The organism is Sphaerisporangium sp. NPDC088356, from assembly GCF_040685555.1.
In the GTDB taxonomy this organism is placed as follows: Bacteria; Actinomycetota; Actinomycetes; order Streptosporangiales; family Streptosporangiaceae; genus Sphaerisporangium.
Map to the genome: position 1 here is coordinate 1 of NZ_JBFBIK010000136.1, position 18,645 is coordinate 18,645.

An 18,645-nucleotide genomic window follows, 5' to 3' on the forward strand; every position below is an offset into this window, starting at 1 on the left:
CTGAGGCCGCGACACCCCCGGCCCCGGCGAGCAGTGCGCGACGACTGAACTGGAACGCGGACGAGGACATGAGCGGAGACCTCTCAGGACCGGGGAGCTCTACTGGGTCACGTGCGGGTTTCACAGAGATGACTGGGGTGTCACAACAGAGACATTGGATGTCTTTGTAAGCCAACTATGGAGATCTGTCTAGACCCTCGCCGATTGTCCGAGGTGCCGAGCGGGAGAAGGCCGACCGTGAAGCACCATCGGTTCACAGGTCTCGGGGAAATTCGCGGCCCTGAAGGAGGTGGCTGTGATGCCGCTGACGGTTCGCATGCTGCGGACGCGCGCCTTCCCCGTCTCGAGTTTCCCGCGCAGACAACCCATGTTTGGCGACGTACACCCTCACGATCGCCGAGAAGTGCGGGTGTGTAACTTTCAGCGCGTGACGACGCGCCGATCGAGCGACTCGGGGTCGAGAGGCGCCCATGTCCCTCGTGGAGGAGGGCGATCGCCCGTCAAGGTGGGCTTCCCCATGGGTGCGGGGAGGTCTTCAGGAAGACCGTCGCAGTGGTTCGAGGTCGGGACCCGACAGCGACGGGCCAAGGTTCTCCCGCAGCCACGTCTCGGTGGTGTTCACATGCATGAGCGCCGCCGCATGAGCGAGAGGGGCGTCACCGTCCGCGAGCGCCCGGTAGATGGCGGCGTGCTCGGCGATGGTGCGGTCGGCCGCGTTCCCCTCCACGAGGCCGCGCCAGACGCGGGCACGGAGCGTCTGGCTGGCGATGCCGGCGAGCAATGCGCACAGCGACCTGTTGCCCGTCGCCTCGAACACGGTCCGGTGGAAGGCGTCGTCGTGGTGGTTGAGCGTCTCCACGTCATCGTGAGCGGCGATCATGGCATCGAGGTGGCGTGCGACCTCCGCCAACTGGTCCGCGGTGATGCGAAGGGCCGCGACGCCCGTGGCCACCGGCTCGAACAGGCGCCGCACCTCGGTGATCTCCAGTAAGTCGTCGCCCCGCATCATCTCGACGGCGAGGCCGACCCCCTCCAGCAGCAGCTCCGGCTTGAGGCTCGTGACGAAGGTGCCGTCCCCTCTGCGCACCTCCAGCACGCGTGTCGTGACGAGGGAGCGGACGGCCTCTCTGAGCAGGTTGCGAGAAAGACCCAGCTCGGCGGCCAGGTCTTGTTCGGGAGGTAGCCGCGCACCGGGGTGGAGGGTTCCGTCCTTGATGAGTTGTCTGATGCGTTCGATCGCCTGCTCGGTCAACGACATAGACGAATCTTCGTACCTCAAGCCGGAAGGTAGCCACCTCACCCCCGTCCGAGATTGCCATCAGCCGGCGCAGACATGTGATGTATCGGGTGATCTTTCTGATCCACCGACGACGAGATCCGTTTGAACCCTGCCCGGGAGGGTGTTTCTTGCGGTGTCCAAGAGGTTTCAGCGATTCCATCCGATGAGGTCTGGACACCGGTCAGGTTTGGCCATAGAAAGACATCCCATGTGCTTGTTGAAGATGAGCGCCTTCGAGGCCTCTCGCCGGAGTCCCACATCTCGCGGCGCGGACCCCGTTCGAGCCTGCGGCGCAGCCCGCCATGGCGATCCCCCACCGTGGTGACTCATGAGGAGAGACGATGAAACACAGAAGGTTCGCGCTCACCGCGGCCCTTGCCATGTCCGGGTGCTTGGCTGCGGCATGCGGCGGCAGTGAGCAGAGTGCGTCGGCGAAACCGCTCATCGGCGTCGACTACCCGCGTTCGGACACGGACTTCTGGAACTCCTACATCACGTACGTGCCACAGTTCGGCGGCGAGCTCGGGGCGGATCTCAAGACCACCAACTCCCAGAACGACGTCTCCACGCTCACCGCCAACGTCCAGAGCCTGGTCGGGCAAGGCGTGCGCAGCATCGTCATGGCACCGCAGGACACCGCCGCGGTGGCGCCCACACTCCAGCAGCTCGAAGGCAAGAAGATTCCCGCCGTTCTCGTGGACACCCGGCCCGACCAGGGGAACGCCTTCATGGTCGTGCGCGCCGACAACCGCGCGTACGGGGAGAAGGCCTGCCGGTTCCTGGGCGAGAAGCTCAAGGCCAAGGGCAAGGTGGTCATGCTCCAAGGCGACCTGGCCTCCATCAACGGGAGGGATCGCACCGAGGCGTTCAACGCCTGCATGAAGCAGGACTATCCGGAGATCAAGGTCTTCGGCGAGGCCGCGAACTGGGACGGAGCGGTGGCCGCGCAGAAGCTTTCGACGGTTCTCACCGCGAACCCGGACGTCAAGGGCGTCTACATGCAGTCGAGCTTCGCCCTCGCCGGCACGCTGCAGGTACTCAAGCAGCGCGGTCTGCTGGTCGCGCCGGACGACCCCAAGCATGTCTTCGTGGTCTCCAACGACGGCATCCCGCAGGAGCTCAAGGACATCGCCGCCGGTGACATCGACGCGACCGTCTCCCAGCCCGCCGACCTCTATGCCAAGTGGGCTCTCTCGTACGCCAAGGCCGCGATCGACGGCAAGACCTTCCAACCCGGCAAGACCGATCACGACAGCACGATCGTGCAGGTCCGCCCGGGCTTGCTGGAAGACCAGCTCTCCGCGCCCCTCGTCACCGCAGATGGCGGCACGTACGGAGGCGTCCCCAGCGTCAAACACGACGACAAGTCGCTATGGGGCAACAACCTGAACTGAAAGGGCATGGCCATGGGCGACCACGCGGGAGCGACCCAGAAACCTCCGCCCGCACGCGACGACGAGCCGGTCCGCGCCGACGGACCGGTCGCCGAGGCCGAGCGCGTCACCAAGAGATACGGCGAGACGGTCGCGCTGGATCGCGCCCACATAAAGATCATGCCGGGACGGACGCACGCTCTCGTCGGACGCAACGGCGCGGGGAAGTCGACCCTGGTCTCCATACTGACCGGGCTGCAGCCGCCGGACGAGGGAGAGATCCGCTTCGATGGGGTCCCCGCTCCCCGGCTCCCAGACAGGGACGCCTGGCGTGAGCGGGTCGCCTGCGTCTACCAGAAGTCGACCATCATCCCCGAGTTGACCGTTGCCGAGAATCTCTACCTGAACCGGCACAAGCGCAACCGGCTCGGGCTGGTCGACTGGAGGAGCGTGTGGCGGAAGGCGGCCGAACTGCTGGAGACGTGGTCGGTGGACGTCGACGTCCGGCGGCCGGCGCGAGAGCTCGGGGTGGAGCAGCGGCAGTTCGTGGAGATCGCCCGGGCGCTGTCGTTCGGCGCGAGGTTCATCGTCCTGGACGAACCCACCGCCCAACTCGACGGCGCGGCGATCTCCCGGCTCTTCGAGCGGATGCGGGCCATGCGCGAGCAGGGCGTCACCTTCTTGTTCATCAGCCATCATCTCCAGGAGATCTATGAGATCTGCGACACCGTCACGGTGTTCCGCGACGCCCGGCACATCCTCACCGCGCCGGTCGCCGAGGTTCCACAGGCGGATTTGGTGGGGGCGATGACCGGCGAGGCCGCGGGTCTAAGGGAGCGGCGGGTCCGCCCGGCCGTCCCCCCGCACGCGCCGGTCGTCCTCGACGCCCGTGGACTGAGCGACGGCGAGCTCTACCATGAGGTGGACCTGCGGGTCCACGCCGGGGAGATCGTCGGGCTGGCCGGCCTGGGCGGTAGCGGGAAGACCGAGCTCGCCGAGGCCGTCGTGGGGTTGCGGACCCCGCGGTCGGGGACGGTGGAGGTGGCCGGGAGCCGCCCGCGCCCCGGCAGCGTGCCGGCGTCGCTGACCGTGGGCGTGGGATTCGTCCCCAGGGACCGCCACCACCAGGGCCTGGTCCCGTTGATGTCGATCGCCGACAACACCACGCTGACCATTCCGAAGCGGCTCGGTTCGGCGGGCTTCGTCAGCAACCGGCGCAAAGACCAGCTGGCCCGCGAGATGATCGACAATCTGGCGATCAAGACCCCCGGCCCCGAACTGCCCGTCACAGGGCTGTCCGGGGGAAACCAGCAGAAGGTCGTGATGGCCCGCGCTCTGGCGAACAGCCCCCGCCTGCTCGTCCTCATCACGCCGACCGCCGGGGTCGACGTCCGCTCCAAGGAGTTCCTGCTCGGCAAGGTCGAGGAGATCGCGGAGAGCGGGACCGGCATCCTGATCGCGTCGGACGAACTCGACGATCTGCGGCTGTGCGATCGGGTGCTGGTGATGTTCCATGGCCGCGCCATCGCGGAACTGCCCGCCGGCTGGCACGACCAGGAGATGGTGGCCGCCATGGAAGGAGTCGACCTCGATGCCTGAGACCACCACCGCGCACCCCGGGACCGGACGCCCGCCGGGCTCCCCGGCTCCGGAGGGCACGGGACGGGGAAGGCGGCGCGCCGGGCTGCGCCTGGCGCGGTTGCGGGACTTGGCCCTGGTCCCCGCGATCATCGTGATCGCGATCGTCGGGCAGATCGTTCACCCGATCTTCCTGCAGGCCGACAATCTGATCAACATTCTGCAGACCATGTCGGAGATCTCGCTGCTGGTGCTCGCGCAGACGCTCGTCCTGGTCGCCGGCAGGATGGACCTGTCACTGGAGTCGACGTTCGGGCTGGCGCCCGGCGTGGCCGCTTGGGTGACGGTCGCGGTGGGGTCGGGACACGGGCTCGGCCTGCTGCCCGGCGCCTGGGCCATCCCGGTCACCCTCGCGGTGGGGGTGCTGGCAGGGGTGGTGAACGCGCTGTTCATCGTCCGCTTCGGCCTCAACGGGTTCATCGTCACCCTCGGCATGCTGATCGTGCTGCGCGGCCTTCTCACGGGCGTCTCGGGTGGGCAGACCTTCTTCAACCTCCCGTCGTCGATGACTTACCTGGGCTCAACGATCTGGCTCGGCATACCCGCGTCCATCTGGATCTGCCTGCTGCTGTTCGCGGCCGGTGTGGTGCTGCTCGGATTCACCGGTTTCGGCCGCTCTCTGTACGCGATCGGCGGCAATGTCGACGCGGCCAAAGCCGCGGGAATCCGCACCGACCGGGTGCTGTGGATCACTCTGATCTCCGCGAGCGTGCTCGCGGCGCTCGGCGGCCTCCTTCTCGCGGGCCGTCTCGCCTCCGTCGCCGCCGGCCAGGGAAATGGGGCGATCTTCACCGTGTTCGCCGCCGCCGTCATCGGCGGGGTGAGCCTCAACGGCGGCAAGGGAACGGTGTTCGGCGCGTTCACCGGCATCCTGCTGCTCTACATGATCCAGAACGTTCTCACCCTCGCGGGTGTCCCGGCCCAGTGGATCGGCGCGCTCAATGGGGCGATCATCCTCACCGCGCTGGTGATCTCGCGGCTCACCGGCGGCAAGACGCAGGAGTGAAGGGAACAAGGGGGCGGCTGGGCCCGGGCCGATCAGGTGTCTCCAGCCGCTCACTGAGCCGGTTCATCGCCCCATTCATCGAATGTCTCCTTCTGGACCTGCGAGCCGCAGGGCCGCCAGGCCGTCCTCGACGCCGAGAATGTGCGTCGCGGCGTGGAGACGGGCCCGCTCCGCGTCCCGTGCCAGCAGGGCCTGATGGATGGCGCGGTGTTCGCGCAAGGTGCGCCGGAGGGCCTGGGGGTCGGTCATACCCCGCCAGATCCGGGCCCGTACGGTGCGGCCGGACAGGTTCTCGATGACGGCGGCGAGAACCGGATTACCGCAGTGGAAGATGATCAGGGAGTGGAAGTCCTGGTCGAGGGCGACGAGTTTGCCGTGGTCCACCACGCCTTCCGAGGCGAGCCGTTCGGCCTCATCGAGCAGGTCGCCGAGCCGGCCCAGGTCCGCGTCAGTGATCCGGGGGGCCGCCAGCGCCGTTCCCTCCGGCTCCAGGATGCGGCGCACGTGCATGAACTCCCCCGCCCCACCGCCCTGGTGAACGTCGGCGACGAAACTCATCCCGTCGAGCAGGAGCCCCGGGGACAGACTGGTGACGTAGGTGCCGTCGCCCTGGCGCGTCTGCAGGACACGCATGGCGATCAGCGCGCGCACGGCCTCGCGCAAGGTGTTGCGAGAGATCCCGAGTTGTTCGGCCAGATCCTTCTCGACGGGCAGTTTCTGGCCCGGGCGCAACTCCCCGCCGATGATCATTTGCTTGATCGTGTCGATCGCGGTCTCGACGACCCCCACGTCAGCCTCCCCATCGGTGGCCGTCAGGGTAACGGTAGGCGGCAACGGAGCCGGGGTGCATGCGGGCGCTGTAGCCGGGGGCCTCGGGCAGCCGGTAGCGTCCGCGTTCGACGCGGACCGGGTCGGTGAAGTGCTCGTGCAGATGGTCGACGTACTCCAGCACCCGCCCTTCGAGACTGCCGCTCACGCAGACATAGTCGATCACGGACATGTGCTGGACCAGCTCGCACAGGCCTACGCCGCCGGCGTGCGGGCAGACGGGCACGCCGAACTTGGCGGCCATCAGCAGCACCGGGACGATCTCGTTGACCGAGGCCAGGCGGCAGGAGTCGATCTGGCAGAAGTCGATCGCCCCGGCCTGGAGGAGTTGCTTGAACATGACCCGGTTGTGGCAGTGTTCCCCGGTGGCCACCCCCATGGGGGCGACCGCCTTGCGGATGGCGGCGTGGCCGAGGATGTCGTCGGGACTGGTCGGCTCCTCGATCCACATCGGCTCGTACGACGCCAGCCGGTTCACCCACTCGATGGCCTGCGGCACGTCCCACACCTGATTGGCGTCGATCAGCAGCGTGCGGTCGCCGATCTCCTCCCGGGCGATCGACAGGCGGCGGACGTCGTCCTCGATGTTCGCGCCCACCTTGAGCTTGACGTGGGTCCAGCCCTCGGCGACGGCCTCGCGGCACAGGCCGCGCAGCTTGTCGTCGTCGTAACCCAGCCATCCGGGGGAGCTGGTGTAGGCGGGATATCCCCGCTCGGCGAGCTCGGCGACGCGTTGCTCGCGCGTGGGAGCGAGCGCGGCCAGGATCTCGACGGCCTCGGCCGCCGTGAGCACGTCCGACAGATAGCGGAGGTCGCAGGCCGCGACCAGCTCTTCGGGTGACATGTCCGCGACGAGCCGCCACAGCGGCTTGCCGGCCCGGCGGGCGACCAGGTCCCATGCGGCGTTCAGCACGGCCGCCGCCGACAGGTGCACCACACCCTTCTCCGGGCCGAGCCAGCGCATCTGACTGTCCCCCATGATCTCCCGATAAAGGCCGCCGAGGTCGCGGGCCAGCTCGTCCACGTCGCGACCGGTCAGCCGTGCCCCGATCTGCCGCGCCGCGGCCACGCACAGGTCGTTGCCGCGTCCGATGGTGAACGTCAGGCCGTAGCCCGCCAGGTCCGTGTCAGTCTCCAGGACGACGTAGGCGGCCGAGTAGTCGCCGTCGGGGTTCATCGCATCGGACCCGTCGAGGGTGGCCGAGGTGGGGAACCGGACGTCGATCACGTTCACCGAGGTGATTGTCGGCATGAACCAGCTCCAATTGATCCGATGAATACGACCAGGACAGTAAGCACGCATCCGACCCAGGTCAAGTAATCCACGTTGAAAGGCTCATTCTTTATCCGTAAACCCGATGAATCTGGCAGCCTCGGCGCTTTTATGAGGTCGCTGCAAGCTGTCGCGATCACGGTCGTGGCCACACCGAGGACGGCGATGACCGCACCGAACGCGTACAGGAGAGCCGTGACGAGCACCTGCTGAGCGATCACACCAGCCTTCCTTGCGGATTGAGCCGTCCGAACGCCGGGGGCGGTAGGCCTCGCTCAATTCGGCAAGCTTCGCCGTAGCAAGCGCGGCACCGTTGGGCGTGAGCTCATAGACCCTGCGGCCCCTATGTAGGATCCGCAAGCTGGAAGGGGCGGCGCCCTACCCGCCGTCTCTGGGCGTCCTGGTCGTCATCCGCCAACCGCCGCCCTTGCATCCCTCGGGGAGCGGCGGGAAGGTATGCCCGCGCACGTTGGTGCTGTGCCCGCACCCTCCGTCGCACTCGTAGATCCCGGACTCCTCAACGCGCGTACCGGGGTGGTGAGACTCTCCTGCAGCTGCCATGCATGCCGCCTACCCTGACCAATCCGGGTGGACTCGGGACGTGGCGGATCCTTAGCCGAAGCCAGAGATCACGAAGTGGAATCAGCTGACAAACCCATGTATACGGGGAATGTCATGATCTCCATGACTATCGCACTACTCGCAGAAGAACCCTCCTGGCCCAGCACGGTCTCCGCCATCAGCGCAGCCCTCGGCACGCTCACGGCCGTCATCGCGCTCGTCGCGGCCATAGGCCGCGCGGAGGGGGCGGTGGTGGGAAGTCCGCGTCGTCAGGGCTGCGGTTCGCGGAGGCGTGCGGGGCCGGTGCTCCCGCGGAGGGAGACGGGAGGGGCGACCAGGACATGACGGTGCGGAATGGCGGGATCGGCGATGCGCTGGATGAGCATCTCGACGGCGTGGGCGCCGAGCTCGTCGGCGGGTACGTCGGCGGCGGTGAGCGGCGGGTGCAGGTTCTCTGCCCAGTCACGGGCGGCGACGCCGGCGATGGAGAAGTCCCGGGGCACGGCCAGTCCCGCCTGGGCCAAGGCACGGTACATGCCCGGGATGGCGGCCTCGTTGATCGTGGCGACGGCGGTCAGGCCGGGGTGGTCGTCAAGGAGCCGCTCGACGCAGGAAACCCCGGACTGGGCGTCGTCGGCACAGCAGGTCTGCACACCTTCCAGGTCGCGTTCGGCCACCGCGCGCGTGAAACCGGCCTGGGCCCGATGGCCGGGACCGTACCCCGCCGCCACCAGCTCCGCGGAGCGGTTCACCAGGCCGATGCGCCGATGGCCCAGGTCGGCCAGGTGATGCACGCACTTGGAGATCAACGTCTCGTAGTCGACGTCCACCCAGGACATCTCCTCCGGACGGCCGGTCCGGCCGATGCCCACGAACGGCAGCCCACTCTGCCGCAGCCGGGTGACCCGGTCGTCCTCCAGCCGGATCTCCATCACGATGACACCGTCCACGCGCCTGCCGCCCACCACACGCTCGAACGAACGGTCGTGCTCACCCCCCGACGGCGACAGCAGCACATCCAGGTCGGCGCGCGCCGCGGCGTCGACGACACTGGCCACGAAACCGAGCTGCATATCGGTCAGGCGCCGGCTCGCCGGGGGTATGACCAGCCCGAGAGTGCGAGTTCGCCCTTCCTTGAGCGCCTTGGCCACAGCGTTGGGCCGATAGCCCAGTTCGTCGATGACCGCCTGGATACGCCGCCGGGTCTCCTCCGACACCGGACGCTTACCGCTCAGAGCGTAGGAGACCGTGCTACGCGACACACCCGACCGCCTGGCGATCTCCCCGATGTTCACTGGCGCTCCTCACCCCGACCGGCCGATACGCACATCGTAAGTCGAATCGAGCCCGCGGAAGAACGGCTGAGATGCGGCGGCGTTCGCGCTTAACCCCCGTTGACGTTCGGGGTGTGCGGGGCTGTCTTCGTGCGAACCGATTCAACACAGGCCGGGAACAGCCGCGAAGCACGTGTCAGCGAAGGTCGCACGATCATGGGATCGGCCCGGCGGCGGGAAGATCTCGCCGCCGGGCCGTCTCACTCCCGGCGTGGCACCGTGCCTACGTCATGCCTGACAGGTCAGCGCCGGCCGCCGGGTCAGCTTCGAGTCCATTTCTGACTCGTCGTGCCGGTGCAGGACCACAGTTGCACCTTCGTGCCGTTCGCCGTGCCGAAGTTGCTGGCCTCCACGCACAGGCCGGACTGCACGCCGGTGATGGTGCCGTCGGCGTTCACGCGCCACTGCTGGTTGGCCTGGCCGTTGCAGTCCCAGATGATCACCGGCGTGCCGTTGGCGGTGCCCTGCCCGTTGGCGTCCAGGCACTTGTTGCCGTACACCTGCAGCTGATTCGAGGAGGTGAGCGTCCACTGCTGGTTGGCCGCGCCGTTGCAGTCCCACAACGCGACCTGCGTGCCGTTGGTCTGCGACAGGTTCGGGACCTCCAGGCACCGCCCGGCGTTGACGTTGCGCAGCACCGACGTCGACCCGCCCGGACCGCCGTCCGAGGGAGGCAGGACCGTGATGGTGAAGGTGTCGTCGACGCTGCTGTGAGGCAGGTTGACCGTCGTGCCGTTGCCGGACAGGGTCACCACGGAGTTCTGGACGGTGACCGGGCCGGTCACCGCGCCGCCGCCGTTGTACGGGATGCGCTCGACGAGCACCCGCACCTGGTTGTTCTGCACGATGCCGCTGGTGGTGTTCAGGCCCTGCAGGTTGACGGCGATGTTCCCGGTCGTGGTCCCACCGCCGACCAGGACCTTGGCGTTCCCGGTCGCCTTGGTGGCGAACGCGTCGTAGTTGGCGCTTGGGGTGACGGAAACGATCTGCCCGGTCTGCGAGCCGTAGAAGCGGTAGGCCCACCATTCGCCCTTGGGCTGGTACTGACCAGCCGAGTTGTGGACCAGCAGGTTGCCCAGGTCATTGTGCAGGTTGCCGCCGCTCGCCCAGTTGGCGCGCAGGCCATCGGCGCCGGCCCGCTCCAGGCGGGCGATGTACCACGCGCCATCGGCCGGGTTCTGCTCGTTGGACGCCCCGTACTCGTTGATCTGGTACGGACGCGAGTGAGCGATGCCCCGGGAGTCCAGTGTGGTGTTCGCGGTCGCCACGTTCGCCACCGGGTCGCCGGGCAGGGAGTGCCAGCTGACGATGTCGGGTACCACGTTGTTGGCCTTGACGTAGTCGAGGTACTGGGTCCACCAGCCGCCCGTGGAGGGGACGCCGGCGAAGCTCGGGCCCACGATGAGATGGGAGGGGAACGCGGCGCGGACGCGCTGGTAGGCGCGCCGCCACATCTCGAAGTACTGCGACTGCGGGCGGTTCCAGAACAACGTGATGTTGGGCTCGTTCCACAGGTCCCACTGGACCGGGGCGCCGGTGGCGCGCACATCGTTGATCAGGCGGGTGAGGAAGGCGTCGTAGTCGGTCCAGTTGCCGTTGTCGCCGGGGAAACGCGAGATCGGGTAACCGTCGGCGCCCCACAGGTCATGGACCAGCAGGACGAACTCACCACCCAGCGACCGGGTACGCAGCAACTGCGCGCGGGTCGCGTTCCACCGGCGGTCGTACTTACCCGACACCCAACCGCCTGGACTGTCCAACTGCGCCCCACCGGCGCGCATGTACCGGAACTTCACATCGGTGTAGAAGTTGTCCGCCGGCGCGGAGGCGTTCTCGGTCATCCCGTAGATCCAGCCGGAGGCCCGGTAGGTCGGGGAGCCACCCGCAGAGGAGAAGTTGACGGCGATGGACTGGTCGGCGGCCTGAGCCGGTCCGGCAGTCGTGATGAGGGACGCGGCGACGAGCGCGCCGACGGAAAGCACCGTGGTGAGAACGCGGCGGCGTACGCGCCGCCTGCCGGGGGCGGTGTCCACTGGTGACTTGCTTGACGACACGCCGATGTTCATCTCGCACTCCTCACGAAGGGCTCCGAGCGCTGGCGCGTAGGTGAGCAGCTCGACTCGGCGGACGGGCCCGCGCTGGGGAGACGACCGATTCATCGAACCGATTCGCACGCAGCTTAGGATTCGCTGTGGTGCGATGTCAATGGCGAGTGTCCGAGACGTGAATGACGTGTTTCGGGACCCATCCACCGACCCCAATGGAAGGAGTGCTGGCCCGTGAGCATGTGTTAGCGCTGACGATCGACGCCGCTCCCCTTCGACCGGCGAAAGGACCCTGGATCGCGAATCGATTCGTCTGTGTCGCGCCTCTTCGGCCGCGCAGGTGGTGACCCTTCCGCTCGGGACACGGCGGTCACCGAGAACGCCGTGCGCACTCGAGCCAGGTCCGCGATCGCCTGGACAGACCCGGCAGGTGGCGGGCGTCGATGCGGGTCACAGGGCGTCGAGGGCCTTTCGTGCCAGTTCCCGCAGCGGCCTTCCGGTGGCCTCGGCGAGTCTGACCAGGTCGTCGTGTTCGGGTTTGACCCCCCACGGCCCGTGTTTCATCCGTACCTCGTGTCCATACAGCTTCACGGTCTCGAAGTGCCGGGGCAGCGCGACCTTCTCGACCACGCTGCGCCGCAGGCCAAGGCTCCCCGTCTCGGCGAGAACCAGCTCCTGCAGGCCTTCGGCCGACTCAAGAGGCGCGAGCACGTTCAGGACGTGTGCGGGACGGCCCTTCTTCATGACGGCGGGCGTGACCCAGGCATCGGCGGCGCCCGCGGCCATGGCACGCTCGATCACGTACCCGAGGACCTCTCCGGTCACGTCGTCGACGTTGGTCGACAGCACGACCTGGCGGACGGGCTCCGCGACGGCTCGTCCGAGCATGGCCACGGTCACGTTGGGCCGGTCAGGCAGCGCCCGGCTGCCCGCGCCGTATCCGGTGGCGCGCAGTTCCATCTCCGGCGCCGGGCCGTACACGGTGCCGGCGGCCCGCAGCACGGCCGCCCCGGTCGGCGTGACCGCCTCCCCTGCCTCCCCGCCCCGCACCAGTGCCCCCTTGAGCAGGGTGAGCGTGGCGGGAGCGGGCACGGGCAGCACGCCGTGACGGGTCAGCACGGTGCCGCCGCCCAGGGGCAGCGGCGCGCAGTGGACGCGTGTCACACCCAGGTCCCGGAGCGCCGCCGCGCAGCCGATGATGTCGATCAGCGTGTCGTGCCCGCCGAGTTCGTGCAGGTGGACATCGGCGGCCGGGACGCCGTGCAGTGCGCCCTCGGCCTCGGCGATCGCGGTCAGCGCCGCCTCGGCGACGGACAGTCCGGTCCGGGACGCCATCTCGATCAGGGTCGAGGCGGGCCGCTCGGTGGCGTCGTCGTCGACGTCGATCCGGACGCGGAGGGCGACCAGCGGGCCGGTGCGCACCTGCTCGGCCTCCAGCCGCCAGCCGGTCAGGCCTGTCATGGCGACGGCGCGTCGTACGGCGTCGATCGAGGCGCCCACGTCGAGGAGGGCGCCGAGGAGCATGTCGCCGGCCAGGCCGGTGAACGGATTCAGGTAGAGGATCACCTTGGTCCCCTGGTGAGGCGGTAGGCCGCCAGTGCGGCGCCGAATCCGGAGTCGATGTTGACCACGGTGATCCCGGCCGCGCACGAGGTGAGCATGGCGAGCAGGGCGGTCACGCCCTCCAGCGCGGCGCCGTAGCCGGTGGAGGTGGGCACCGCGATCACCGGCGTCTCGACAAGACCGCCGACGACGCTGGCCAGCGCCCCCTCCATGCCGGCGATGACGATCACGCTGTCGGCCGCGCGCAGGTCCCCGGCGGCGGCGAGCACCCGATGGATCCCCGCCACCCCCACGTCCCTGACCATCGTGGTCCGCAGGCCGAGGGCGGAGGCGACGGCGGCGGCCTCGGCGGCCACCGGGCCGTCCGCCGTCCCCGCGGTGACCACCGCCACCGTGTGGCCGATCGGCCGCGCCTCGCGCCAGACGAGCAGACGCGCGGCCTCCTCGTACCGGCCGCCGGGGACGAGCGCGACCACGTCCGCGGCGGCGTCCGGCTCGAGACGGGTCACCAGGACGGGGCCGGTGTTGCGGTCGATCAGAGCGGTGACGATCCCGGCGATCTCGCTCACCCGCTTGCCTGGACCGTAGACGATCTCGGGCAGCCCCTGGCGAGCCTCCCTGGCTATGTCGAGCCGCGCGTACCCGAGATCCAACGACTCGCTCATACGAGGGGGCCCACGGTGCTCGGCGGATCGTCGCGGCCTCTCGACAGCGGCGGGTGGATCAGGGGGCATCGGAGCACTACGCCTCCTCGGCGAGGTACGGAATGGTCATCGGCCCCTCCGGCAGGACGCACACCCGGCCGGGCAGGGCGCGTACCGTGGCGGCGATGTCGTCGGTCTGCTCCAGGTGGGCTGTGGCCAGATCGGCATCGCTCAGGTGGGAGGTGTGCATGATCACGCGGGCGGTGCGCTGGATGCGGGCCTGGATCTGCACCTGCCACTGGTCGGGCACGGTGACGGTGCGTCGGGAGATCTCCTGGAACAGTGCCTCCGGTGAGGCGGCCGAGGTGAGCACCTCCCGGTAGGAGCCGTGGTCGGGGAACCCGTCGCGGCACTCGGCGGCGCAGATGATCGTTCCCCCCGGCCGGACGACCTGGGCGGCGGCGCTCATGCCCTTGACCGACTGGTAGAGGTTCTGGTCGAGCGGGAAGCCCGCGTTGGTCGTCACCACCACCTCGAAGGGCTCTGCGACCGGCCGCATCGCCGCGGCGCGGGCGGCGGCCGTGGCGGCGGCGTGCATCGCCGGCAGGTCGCCGCCGAACGCCCGCACGATCTTCTGCTCGCGGTTGAGCACGACGTCGAGGGCGAAGGTGACCCCGGTTCCGGCGGCTATCGCGCGGACGTCGTCGTGTACGGGGTTGCCTTGGATGACTCCCCAGGTGGCCCGCGAGTCGCCGATCCGGGCCGCGTCGTGCAGGGTCAGCACGGTCTCCAGCGCGGCGAGCCCGGGCGCGACCAGCTTGGGACCGCCCGAGAAGCCAGCGAAGAAGTGCGGCTCCACGAAACCGGTTGTGATCCGCACGTCCGCGTCGGCCCACTCCCGGTTGAGCCAGACCGGGACGTCCTTGCCGTAGCGGCCCATCCAGCGCAGCGACGAGGCGTCGCGCGCGTCGTGGTTGACGATCCGCACCGCCTCCACCACCTGATCGCCGAACATCGCCCGCAGCTCGGCGCCGGAGTTGCCCCGGTGGGTGCCCGTGGCCACCAGGATCACCACGTCGTCCAGGTCGACGACGCCGTCCAGCTCGGCCAGGATCGCGGGGATCATCAGGTGCCGGGGCTGTGGACGCGTACCGTCGCACGCCGAGATCGCCACCGTCTGGCCGCGGCGCACCCGTTCACGCAACGGCGGACCCGCGACAGGGTCACGCAAGGCGCGCCGCAGCTCCGCCGCCTCGTCGCCGGCGGCGGCCCTGTCCACCGGGGTGATCACCGTGGTCCGGTCGTCCGGCAGATCCACGACGAGCCCGCCGGTGCCGTAGGCCAGGTCAACTCGCATGGTCCAGTTCCTTCCACAGCGCGTCCGGTATGTCCATCGCCGCCAGCCTCACGTCCTGCGTGATCTCCTCCGGGCTGCGCGCGCCGATCAGGACCGTGGTCACGGCCGGATGCCGGTGCGGGAACCGCAGCGCCGCCGCCGGCAACGGCACCCCGTACGACGCGCAGATCCGCTCCAGCTCGCCGGCCCGGTCGATCACCTCGGGCGGAGCGACGTCGTAGTCGTAGGTGGTCCCCCCGGCGAGGACACCGCTGTTGAAGACCCCGCCCGCGATGACCGCGACGCCGCGCCGTTCGCACTCGGGCAGCAACTCCGCCGCCGCGGACCGGTCGAGCAGCGTGTGACGCCCGGCTACCAGGACCGCGTCGACGTCGGTCTCCCGGACGAACCTGGTCAGCATCTCGGCCTGGTTCATCCCGGCCCCGATCGCGCCGATCACGCCCTGGTCGCGCAGTTCGGCCAGCGCCGGGTACGCCTCGCCCGCGGCCTGCTCCCAGTGGTCGTCCGGATCGTGGATGAACACCAGGTCGAACCGGTCGAGTCCGGTGCGCCGCAGGCTGTCGTCCAGCGAGCGCAGCACACCGTCGCGGCTGTAGTCCCGCATCCGCACGTACCCGGCCCGGCCCGGGAAACCGTCCTCCTCGCCCTCGCCGGGAACCAGCACCCGGCCGACCTTCGTGGAGACGACCGCCTTCGCGGCACCTTCGGGCAGCTCCCGCAGGAAACGCCCGAGGCGTTCTTCAGCCAGCCCGGCCCCGTAGTGCGGCGCGGTGTCGAAGTAACGGATCCCCGACTCCCATGCCGCGGCCAGCGTCCGCTGCGCCTGCGCCTGCTCCACCGGGGCGAACAGCCCGGCGAGCGGTGCGGTGCCGAGCCCGTATGCTCCGAGGTCGGATTTCATGACCCCGTCGGCCGTAGCCTCAGACCGGCCATGCCGCCGTCCACGGCCAGTTCGATTCCGACGGTGGAGCCGGACGCGGGGCTTGCCAGGTAGGCGACCGCGGCGGCGACCTCCTGTGCGCTGACCAGGCGGCCGTGCGGCTGCCGGGCGGCCAGCGCGGCGCGCTCGGCCTGCGGGTCGGGGGCGGAGTCCAGCAGCCGGCCGATCCAGGGGGTGTCCACGGTGCCGGGGTTGACGCAGTTGACGCGGATGCCCTCGCGGATGTGGTCGGCCGCCATCGCCCGGGTCAGGGCGAGTACCGCGCCCTTGGACGCCGAGTACAGCGCCCGCTGCGGCAGGCCCGCCGTGGCCGCGATCGAGCAGGTGTTGACGACCGCCGCGTGCGGAGATCGGCGCAGGTACGGCAGGGCCGCCCTGGTGACGCGGGCGATGCCCACCACGTTCAGGTCGAACACCCGCAGCCACTCGGCGTCGTCGTTGTCGGCGACCGTGCCCTGCGCGCCGATGCCGGCGTTGTTCACCAGCACGTCGATCCGCCCGTACTGCCCGGCCACGGCCGTGACCGCCCGCCTTACGGCGACATCGTCGGTGACATCGCAGACGAACTCGGTGTCCTTGAGGTCCAGGACCGCGACCTGCGCGCCCCGCGCCGACAACTCCTCCGCGACCGCCTTGCCGATGCCCGAGGCGCCGCCGGTGACCACGGCCACCAGCCCTTCGAACTCGCCCCGGGCCGCCCGCTCGCTCATCGTCCCTCCCGCGCCGGCTCGTTTCCGCGCAGGTCCGCCCGCCCGGGAAGCGCTTGGTCCGGTCTCATGCCTGCCCCATCCGCTGACGCTGGCGGCCCAGGCCGTCGATCTCGAGTTCGACCACGTCGCCCGCGCGCAGATACGCCTCCGGGCCCATGCCCATCGCCACCCCCGCCGGGGTGCCGGTGTTGATCACGTCTCCCGGCTCCAGCACCATGAACTGACTGAGGTACCAGATCACGTGGTGCACCCCGAAGATCTGGTTCTTGGTGCCGCCGTTCTGGCGGAGCTCCCCGTTGACCCACAGCCGCAGGCCGAGAGCCTGTGGATCGCCGACCTCGTCCGCCGTGACCAGCCAGGGGCCCAGCGGGTTGAACGTCTCGCACGACTTGCCCTTGTCCCACTGCCCGCCGCGCTCGATCTGGAACTCGCGCTCGGAGACGTCGTTGGCGATCGCGTATCCGGCCACCACGTCCACCGCCTCCTCGGGCGAAGACAGATAACGGGCCGTGCGGCCGACGATCACGGCCAGCTCGACCTCGTAGTCGGTCTTCACGCTGTGGCGCGGCACCAGGACCTCGTCGTCGGGGCCCACGAGCGTGTTGGACGCCTTCATGAACACCACCGGCTCCGCCGGGATCGCAGCCCCGGTCTCCTCCGCGTGGTCGGAATAGTTCAGGCCGATGCAAACGATCTTCCCTGGCCTGGCCACAGGAGCACCCACGCGCGCGTACGGCTCAACCTCGGGCAGGCCGCCCTCAGAAAGGGCCGAGCGCACCCGCTCGACGCCGCCCTCGGCCAGGAACTCGCCGTCGATGTCCGGTGTGATCGACGACAGGTCGAGGACGCGGCCGTCGGGTGCGAGCACGCAGGGCCGTTCTCCGCCCGCCGGGCCCACTCGCAACAGCTTCACGAACTGCCTTCTTCCGCTTGGTTCAGGGATGGTACGAATTGGGCGAGCCTGACAGATTCATCGGATCGCAGTAAAGCCTCCCGCCACGGTGTTCATCGATCAGCTCGCCCATTACCGCACACGACACTACTGTCCACGTCACATTGATCGGATGAATTGGATCGCAGATGGATGACATCATGCGCCGCCTGAGCGAGCGGCTGCGCGCCGAGACCGCTTTGGTCGTCGCCTACTCTGGCGGGGCCGACTCCGCGCTGCTCGCCTTCGCCGCCGCCCGCGAGCTCGGCACGCGGGCACTGGCCGTCACCGCGGTCTCCCCCAGCCTGGCCGCCGCCGAGCGGTCCGCCGCCCGCGCGTTCGCCCGGCACCACGGCCTGGCGCACCTGGAGGTCTGCACCGACGAAGCCGAGCGGCCGGAGTACACCGCCAACGGCCGCGACCGCTGCTACCACTGCAAGTCGGCGCTGTTCGACGCGCTCACCCCGCTGGCGGCCGCGATGGGCGCCCGCATGGCGCTCGGCACCAACCTCGACGACCTCGGCGACCACCGGCCCGGCAGTCGCGCGGCGACCGAGCGCGGTGCCGTCACCCCGTTGGTCGACGCGGGGCTGACCAAGGCCGACGTCCGCGCCCTCAGCCGTGAGCTGGGCCTGGTCACGGCGGACAAGCCCGCCGCGCCCTGCCTGGCGTCCCGGGTGAGCTACGGCGACCCCGTGACCCCTGAGATCCTGCGCAAGATCGAGACCGCCGAGACCGCCCTGCGCGACCTGGGGTTCCCCGTGTGCCGAGTCCGCGCCCACGCCCAGGGCACGCTCGCCCGCGTCGAGGTCCCGAGCGCCGAGATCCCCCGCGCGGCCGGACTCCGCGATCGCATCGACACAGCCGTCCGCGGCGCCGGCTTCACCTTCTGCTCGCTCGACCTGTCCGGCTTCGCCTCCGGACGCCTCAACGCCCTGCTTCCGCTGCTTCCGCGGTGATCGTACTTGCCCACTGACCAGGATACGTCGGACGTCCGATGTATGACGTATGCTGAATTGTTATGATCGACCGCGCCGCGTTCAGGCCGGATCTCCACGGCGAACCGGGAACCCCGCCGAGGCAGGTCGCCTCGGCGGGGATCCGTAGTCTCAGCTGCGGGTCCATTGCTGGTTGGTGCCGCCGTGGCAGGTCCAGATTTGTAC

The 18,645-nt window shown here is 69.3% G+C and carries 15 protein-coding genes; 4 read left to right on the forward strand and 11 right to left on the reverse strand.

From position 1 onward, the window contains the following. Positions 1-535: 535 nt before the first annotated feature. A complete protein-coding gene (locus tag AB0O34_RS31945) occupies positions 536-1,258 on the reverse strand; it encodes a FadR/GntR family transcriptional regulator (protein ID WP_363921827.1) in 723 nt (240 codons plus the stop codon). A 362-nt stretch (positions 1,259-1,620) separates the two neighbouring features. On the opposite strand from AB0O34_RS31945, the gene AB0O34_RS31950 reads away from it, so the two are divergent. Genes AB0O34_RS31950 through AB0O34_RS31960 form a run of 3 tightly spaced genes read left to right on the forward strand, consistent with a single transcriptional unit; the run spans position 1,621 to position 5,296 of the window. Then, a complete protein-coding gene (locus tag AB0O34_RS31950; protein WP_363921829.1) occupies positions 1,621-2,673 on the forward strand; it encodes a sugar ABC transporter substrate-binding protein in 1,053 nt (350 codons plus the stop codon). A 12-nt stretch (positions 2,674-2,685) separates the two neighbouring features. Then, positions 2,686-4,251: a sugar ABC transporter ATP-binding protein gene (locus tag AB0O34_RS31955; protein WP_363921832.1), complete on the forward strand. Its 1,566-nt coding sequence runs from the start codon at positions 2,686-2,688 to the stop codon at positions 4,249-4,251. After that, on the forward strand, positions 4,244-5,296 hold the full coding sequence (locus AB0O34_RS31960; protein WP_363921834.1) for an ABC transporter permease: 1,053 nt from the start codon (positions 4,244-4,246) through the stop codon (positions 5,294-5,296). The genes AB0O34_RS31955 and AB0O34_RS31960 overlap by 8 nt, the downstream gene beginning before the upstream one ends. A 75-nt stretch (positions 5,297-5,371) precedes the next feature. Here the strand turns inward: AB0O34_RS31960 and AB0O34_RS31965 are convergent, their stop codons facing one another. The 10 genes from AB0O34_RS31965 to AB0O34_RS32010 form a co-directional block, all read right to left on the reverse strand. Next, on the reverse strand, positions 5,372-6,085 hold the full coding sequence (locus tag AB0O34_RS31965; RefSeq protein ID WP_363921836.1) for a FadR/GntR family transcriptional regulator: 714 nt from the start codon (positions 6,083-6,085) through the stop codon (positions 5,372-5,374). Between the two features lies 1 nt (position 6,086). Beyond that, on the reverse strand, positions 6,087-7,376 hold the full coding sequence (locus AB0O34_RS31970) for an L-fuconate dehydratase (RefSeq protein WP_363921838.1): 1,290 nt from the start codon (positions 7,374-7,376) through the stop codon (positions 6,087-6,089). A gap of 851 nt (positions 7,377-8,227) precedes the next feature. Then, complete coding sequence (locus AB0O34_RS31975) at positions 8,228-9,253, reverse strand: LacI family DNA-binding transcriptional regulator (RefSeq protein ID WP_363921839.1); 1,026 nt, start codon at positions 9,251-9,253, stop codon at positions 8,228-8,230. A gap of 299 nt (positions 9,254-9,552) precedes the next feature. Next, positions 9,553-11,358: a ricin-type beta-trefoil lectin domain protein gene (locus AB0O34_RS31980; RefSeq protein WP_363921841.1), complete on the reverse strand. Its 1,806-nt coding sequence runs from the start codon at positions 11,356-11,358 to the stop codon at positions 9,553-9,555. 429 nt (positions 11,359-11,787) lie between these two features. After that, positions 11,788-12,903: a nickel pincer cofactor biosynthesis protein LarC gene (larC, locus tag AB0O34_RS31985; RefSeq protein WP_363921842.1), complete on the reverse strand. Its 1,116-nt coding sequence runs from the start codon at positions 12,901-12,903 to the stop codon at positions 11,788-11,790. Beyond that, positions 12,900-13,565 (reverse strand): nickel pincer cofactor biosynthesis protein LarB, encoded by a 666-nt coding sequence (larB, locus tag AB0O34_RS31990; RefSeq protein WP_363921844.1) that lies wholly within the window; start codon positions 13,563-13,565, stop codon positions 12,900-12,902. The genes larC and larB overlap by 4 nt, the downstream gene beginning before the upstream one ends. Positions 13,566-13,641: 76 nt before the next feature. Beyond that, positions 13,642-14,901 (reverse strand): nickel-dependent lactate racemase, encoded by a 1,260-nt coding sequence (gene larA / locus AB0O34_RS31995; RefSeq protein WP_363921846.1) that lies wholly within the window; start codon positions 14,899-14,901, stop codon positions 13,642-13,644. Continuing rightward, positions 14,891-15,802: an aldo/keto reductase gene (locus AB0O34_RS32000; RefSeq protein WP_363921848.1), complete on the reverse strand. Its 912-nt coding sequence runs from the start codon at positions 15,800-15,802 to the stop codon at positions 14,891-14,893. The genes larA and AB0O34_RS32000 overlap by 11 nt, the downstream gene beginning before the upstream one ends. Next, entirely contained in the window at positions 15,799-16,551 is a 753-nt protein-coding gene (locus AB0O34_RS32005) for an SDR family oxidoreductase (protein WP_363921850.1), read from the reverse strand. The genes AB0O34_RS32000 and AB0O34_RS32005 overlap by 4 nt, the downstream gene beginning before the upstream one ends. A gap of 64 nt (positions 16,552-16,615) precedes the next feature. Next, positions 16,616-17,464 carry a fumarylacetoacetate hydrolase family protein gene (locus tag AB0O34_RS32010; protein ID WP_363921852.1) on the reverse strand — a complete coding sequence of 283 codons (849 nt, stop codon included), beginning with the start codon at positions 17,462-17,464 and terminating at the stop codon, positions 16,616-16,618. Between the two features lie 167 nt (positions 17,465-17,631). Between AB0O34_RS32010 and larE the strand changes: the two genes are divergently transcribed. After that, positions 17,632-18,441 (forward strand): ATP-dependent sacrificial sulfur transferase LarE, encoded by an 810-nt coding sequence (larE, locus tag AB0O34_RS32015; RefSeq protein ID WP_363921854.1) that lies wholly within the window; start codon positions 17,632-17,634, stop codon positions 18,439-18,441. The last annotated feature ends 204 nt before the right edge of the window (positions 18,442-18,645 follow it).

Coding starts and splice junctions, on each gene's coding strand:
- AB0O34_RS31945 (WP_363921827.1), bottom strand. CDS start 1,258: ATGTCGTTGACCGAGCAGGCGATCGAACGCATCAGACAACTCATCAAG.
- AB0O34_RS31950 (WP_363921829.1), top strand. CDS start 1,621: ATGAAACACAGAAGGTTCGCGCTCACCGCGGCCCTTGCCATGTCCGGG.
- AB0O34_RS31955 (WP_363921832.1), top strand. CDS start 2,686: ATGGGCGACCACGCGGGAGCGACCCAGAAACCTCCGCCCGCACGCGAC.
- AB0O34_RS31960 (WP_363921834.1), top strand. CDS start 4,244: ATGCCTGAGACCACCACCGCGCACCCCGGGACCGGACGCCCGCCGGGC.
- AB0O34_RS31970 (WP_363921838.1), bottom strand. CDS start 7,376: ATGCCGACAATCACCTCGGTGAACGTGATCGACGTCCGGTTCCCCACC.
- AB0O34_RS31980 (WP_363921841.1), bottom strand. CDS start 11,358: ATGAACATCGGCGTGTCGTCAAGCAAGTCACCAGTGGACACCGCCCCC.
- larB (WP_363921844.1), bottom strand. CDS start 13,565: ATGAGCGAGTCGTTGGATCTCGGGTACGCGCGGCTCGACATAGCCAGG.
- larA (WP_363921846.1), bottom strand. CDS start 14,901: ATGCGAGTTGACCTGGCCTACGGCACCGGCGGGCTCGTCGTGGATCTG.
- AB0O34_RS32000 (WP_363921848.1), bottom strand. CDS start 15,802: ATGAAATCCGACCTCGGAGCATACGGGCTCGGCACCGCACCGCTCGCC.
- AB0O34_RS32005 (WP_363921850.1), bottom strand. CDS start 16,551: ATGAGCGAGCGGGCGGCCCGGGGCGAGTTCGAAGGGCTGGTGGCCGTG.
- larE (WP_363921854.1), top strand. CDS start 17,632: ATGGATGACATCATGCGCCGCCTGAGCGAGCGGCTGCGCGCCGAGACC.